The organism is Candidatus Thermoplasmatota archaeon, from assembly GCA_022848865.1.
Classification (GTDB): domain Archaea; phylum Thermoplasmatota; class Thermoplasmata; order RBG-16-68-12; family JAGMCJ01; genus JAGMCJ01.
This window is the reverse complement of sequence record JAJISE010000051.1, coordinates 1-4248: the sequence shown is the minus strand read 5'-3', so window position 1 is coordinate 4248 and position 4248 is coordinate 1. Positions and strand designations below refer to the sequence as shown.

At 56.4% G+C, this 4248-nt stretch carries 5 protein-coding genes; 3 read left to right on the top strand and 2 right to left on the bottom strand.

Annotated features, from left to right (window positions below; translation table 11 throughout):
- Both LN415_08535 and LN415_08530 read left to right on the top strand, forming a co-directional pair.
- On the top strand, positions 1–558 hold a 558-nt coding region (locus LN415_08535), incomplete at its 5' end, for a 4Fe-4S dicluster domain-containing protein (protein ID MCJ2557134.1).
- Between the two features lies 1 nt (position 559).
- Positions 560–979: a hydrogenase iron-sulfur subunit gene (locus LN415_08530; GenBank protein ID MCJ2557133.1), complete on the top strand. Its 420-nt coding sequence runs from the start codon at positions 560–562 to the stop codon at positions 977–979.
- A 1-nt stretch (position 980) separates the two neighbouring features.
- On the opposite strand, the gene LN415_08525 is transcribed toward LN415_08530, so the two are convergent.
- Together LN415_08525 and LN415_08520 are read right to left on the bottom strand one after the other, a co-directional pair.
- The gene (locus LN415_08525; GenBank protein ID MCJ2557132.1) at positions 981–2423 is read right to left on the bottom strand and encodes a Ni/Fe hydrogenase subunit alpha; all 1443 of its coding nucleotides are present in this window, start codon (positions 2421–2423) and stop codon (positions 981–983) included.
- A gap of 4 nt (positions 2424–2427) precedes the next feature.
- Complete coding sequence (locus LN415_08520) at positions 2428–3354, bottom strand: methyl viologen-reducing hydrogenase (protein ID MCJ2557131.1); 927 nt, start codon at positions 3352–3354, stop codon at positions 2428–2430.
- A 257-nt stretch (positions 3355–3611) separates the two neighbouring features.
- On the opposite strand from LN415_08520, the gene frhD reads away from it, so the two are divergent.
- The gene (frhD, locus tag LN415_08515; protein ID MCJ2557130.1) at positions 3612–4130 is read left to right on the top strand and encodes a coenzyme F420-reducing hydrogenase, FrhD protein; all 519 of its coding nucleotides are present in this window, start codon (positions 3612–3614) and stop codon (positions 4128–4130) included.
- Positions 4131–4248: the final 118 nt, after the last annotated feature.

Genomic DNA, 4248 nt, shown 5'->3' with positions numbered 1-4248 from the left:
GCGAAGGACCCCTTCTTGGACGAGGAGATAGTCGTCAGCCCCGACGTGGTCATGCTGGCGGTCGCGACACTGCCCAACGCAGACAATGAGGATTTGTCCACATTCCTGAAGATACCGCTCACCAAGGACAAGTTCTTCCTTGAAGCACATATGAAGCTCAGACCCGTGGACTTCGCCACAGAGGGCGTGTTCCTGTGCGGCCTGGCCCATTCACCGAAGTTCGTCGAGGAGTGCCTTGCCCAGGCGAACGCGGCGGTCTCAAGGGCCACGACGATCCTTGCGCAGGAGGAATTGGAGCTCGAGGCGACGAAGTCATGCGTCATCGATGCGAAATGCGACGGGTGCGCCTACTGTGTGGACCCGTGCCCTTACGACGCGATAACCCTCATCGAGTACATGAGCGACGGAACGGTGAAGAAGACCGTGGATGTCGATGAAACGGCCTGCAAGGGCTGCGGCGTGTGCCAGGCCACTTGTCCGAAGGCAGGGATCTTCGTTCGCGGATTCACTCTCGATCAGATCAATGCGATGATCGAAGCTGCGTTGGAGGTGGCCTGAGATGGAGGAAGAGGAGTTCGAACCGCTCATTATCGCCTTCTGCTGCAACTGGTGCTCCTACGCGGGTGCCGACCTAGCGGGCGTCAGCCGATTCCAATACCCGCCCAACATTCGCGTGATAAGGACGATGTGCTCAGGTATGGTGCACCCGAATCTCGTCATGGATGCGCTGACGAAAGGCGCGGACGGGATCATCATCTGCGGGTGCCACATAGGCGACTGCCACTATCTTGAGGGTAATATCGTTACCGAGAAGCGGGCCGATGCAATCGAGCTGATGCTCGAGGATTTCGGTCTAGAACCGGAGCGATTCCGCCTGGAGTGGATATCCGCTTCCGAGGGCGACAAGTTCGCCAGAGTCATGAGTGAGATGGTGGAGACGATAAAGGCCCTGGGACCGAGTCCCTACAAGATGGGATGAATCAGCTCGTGAGCGTCTTTATCAGCTTGCCCTCGCAATCGTAGATCAGCAGCTTCACCGGGATCGTCCCGTCGAGGTTGTGAGTGGAGCAGCTCAAGCACGGGTCGTAGGCTCTGATCGCCATCTCAAGCCTGTTGAGAATCCCCTGGTCATACTTGCCATCCTTGATGAGGTCTATCGCCGTCCTCTTCACGGACATGTTGATCGGGGCGTTGTTGTGCGTCGTTCCCACGACAAGGTTGACATCCGTGATCAAGCCCTTCTCATCTGTCTCGTATTCATGGATGAGCGTTCCTCGGGGTGCTTCCACACAGCCGATTGCTTTCGCTGCCCTCGGTTCGACCTTCACCCTCGTGTCCGTGCTTGTGATCTCCGGATCGTTCAACAGGTCGACGATGTGCTCCGCATTGTAGAGAAGCTCAATGAGCCGTGCCCAGTTGTACAGCAGTGTCTGCTGGGCGGGCCTCCCGAACTCATTCCGGAAGTACTCGAGCTCTGCCTGTGCGAGCGGTGTCGAGATCCTGTCCACCACGTTAATCCTCGCAAGCGTGTTCGTCCTGTACACGCCGACCGGGTTGTCCAGGTCCATGTCGAGCTTCCCTGCCTTCTTCATGTACGGGAACTTCAGGTAGGTCCATGGTTCAACGTGCTCGGATATGTAGTCCTTGTACTCGTCATACGCGAAGTCCTCGAAGCTACCGTCCGGCTGCATCATCCTGAGCTTGCCATCGTACAGGTCCATCGTCCCGTCATCGGTAACAGTTCCGAGGAATCCGGTCTTGATGACGCCCAGGGTATTGACAGCGTCGAGGTACTTCGGGAAGAGGTCTTCCTTCGCGAACTTGATCGAGAACTTGGCCAGGTCGAGGACTTCCTCCGCCATCTTCTTGAGGTCTTCCTTCTCGCCCTCGAGCAGAGGCTTGCTGAAACCGCCAGGAACTGCCGCTGTGGGGTGAATGGGCTTTCCCGCCAGAACCTCCAGCATCTTGCCTGCGAGGTGTCGCACTCTGACTACCTTCCTACCGAGGTCCGGATTGGCCTTGGCGATGCCTATGACATTTCGCACTGAGTAATCTGCATCCGGTCCCATGACGAAGTCCGGAGCCGCGAGGAAATAGAAATGAAGTATGTGCTCCTCGCAGAATGCGGTGCTGTTGCACAGGTCCCTCAGCTTCTTACCGGCGCTGGGGATCTCGACACCGAATATGCCATCCGTTGTCTTTGCCGACGCGAGGTGGTGTGACCACGGGCACACACCACATATTCGAGTAGTGATTCTTGGCATCTCCTCGACAGGCCGTCCGACGCAGAACTTCTCAAAGCCGCGTGTCTCCACGACCTGCACCAGGCTGTCGGCGACGTTTCCTGCGTCGTCCAGCTGAACAGTTATCTTCGCGTGTCCCTCGATTCTCGTTACAGGTTGAATTGTTATTGTCTTTCCCATCTCCTCACCTCCTCTTTGGTAGTACTCTCAAGCGACCCTGCGCCCCCGCAAAGCGGTTGAAGGTCGCAGCGCGATCCTCGATCTCTCTCGGATTCAGCCCAATGCTCGAAAGCGCGCCCATCATGTCAACCATGGGATTGGCCTTCTCCGACATGGGACCGAAGCATCCCCTGCACGTAGTGTATGCCTTTATGCATCGGGGGGCGTCCGAAGATCCGACACAGCCGGCCCTCGTGGCCGGTCCCTGGCACAGGTAGCCCTGCTCCATGAAGCATCGAACGGTGTCCAGCGGCTGACCTGGTGTGAACTCGACAGCCTCCAATGGCCTCTTCAGCGTGGTCACCGCCTTCTTCTCCCTAATCAGCGGGCATGTATCACAGACGCTCTTCTCTGGCAACGCGTAGGGCTTGCCCTCCAGTAGCGCTGTCAGCGCCTCTGCCACCATCTCGGGTGTTGTCGGACAGCCTGGTAGCATGAGATCGATCTTCACGAGCTCGCTCAGCGCATACACTCTATCCGTCAACGGAGGAATGCCCTGATTGGGAGTGTCTGCCGGCTCCGTGGTCTTGGTCTCTCTGAAGATCGTATCATAGGTCTCTTCCAGTGGATACATGTTCGAGAGTGCAGGAATACCGCCGAACGCTGCACACGTGCCCAGCGCAATCAATGTCTTGCACTTGTTCCGCATCTCCTGCAAGATCTCCTTGTGCTCCTCGGTCCTCACACTTCCAGATATGAGTCCGACATCGGCCTCCGGTATCTCGAGCTTGTCCTTCTCTCCCTCTTGTCCGTAGTACTTGTGGTCCATAAGGACAGGGATGTGGACGAACTCTACCTGCTCCAGTATGTCCAGCAGAGGCTCGCCTATGTCTAGAATCGTCACCTCACATCCGCCACAAATCGCAAACCATTCTTCGGCAATTTTCAGCATATTTCTACCCCCGGTCCTCGAATCCTAGGAATTTCCGCTATGCGCCTTTTCGTATAAATAGCTAATGCGACACAAGGGGATTTCGAACCCGAAACGCTCTCTTTCTGTAGGTAGGTGACGATATGCGGTAGGGGATCAACGAATCATGTTTCCCACCATAGAGCATCGACTGTTCCGCGCCGGGCCCTCAGGAATCGATTGATGACCGACGGCATGTTCGGAAAAGTGTAATCTAGTAGGAGCCGAATCATCTTCCCGTGGAAACGGAACCTGAGTGGTATGGGAAGAGGGTCTTCGTGCTCGGCTGCGGGAACATCCTATTCGGGGATGATGGATTTGGCCCAGCGGTCATCGACCACCTCAAGGCAGACTTCGAGATCCCTGAGGATGTGTATGCTGAAGACATGGGGACGGGCGTGAGGGATCTCCTCTTCACGGTACTTCTTGGGGAGAAGAAGCCCGAGCGGATCATAGTAGTTGATTCCATGGATGTCGGGAGAGAGCCAGGGGAGGTCTTTCGGACGGAGGCAGAGTATCTTCCTGTGGAGAAGACCGATGACTTCTCGATGCACCAGGTGCCCACGTCGAATCTCCTGAAGGAGCTCAAGGAGCATGCAGGGGTCGATGTCGTGTTGGTGTCCTGTCAGGTGGAGAGCATTCCAAAGGAGATTTCCGCCGGCCTTTCGGAGCCCGTCAAGAGGGCCGTCCCAAGGGCAGCTGAGGAGGTCATGAGAGCCATCCGTGGCGAGAACCATAGCACTAAATACCACAGTTGAATTGAAGGTCGCGTATGCCCGAGAGTTCCCTCTATTTCGACGGCCGGAAATTCATGTGGGACGGTCAGGAGTACGGAACAGAAGATGAGGCTATGAAGGTCTCCGAAGGATACAAGGA

Excerpts from the sequence above, each read along its gene's own strand:
- LN415_08530 (MCJ2557133.1), top strand. The coding sequence starts at position 560 with ATGGAGGAAGAGGAGTTCGAACCGCTCATTATCGCCTTCTGCTGCAAC.
- LN415_08525 (MCJ2557132.1), bottom strand. The coding sequence starts at position 2,423 with ATGGGAAAGACAATAACAATTCAACCTGTAACGAGAATCGAGGGACAC.
- LN415_08520 (MCJ2557131.1), bottom strand. The coding sequence starts at position 3,354 with ATGCTGAAAATTGCCGAAGAATGGTTTGCGATTTGTGGCGGATGTGAG.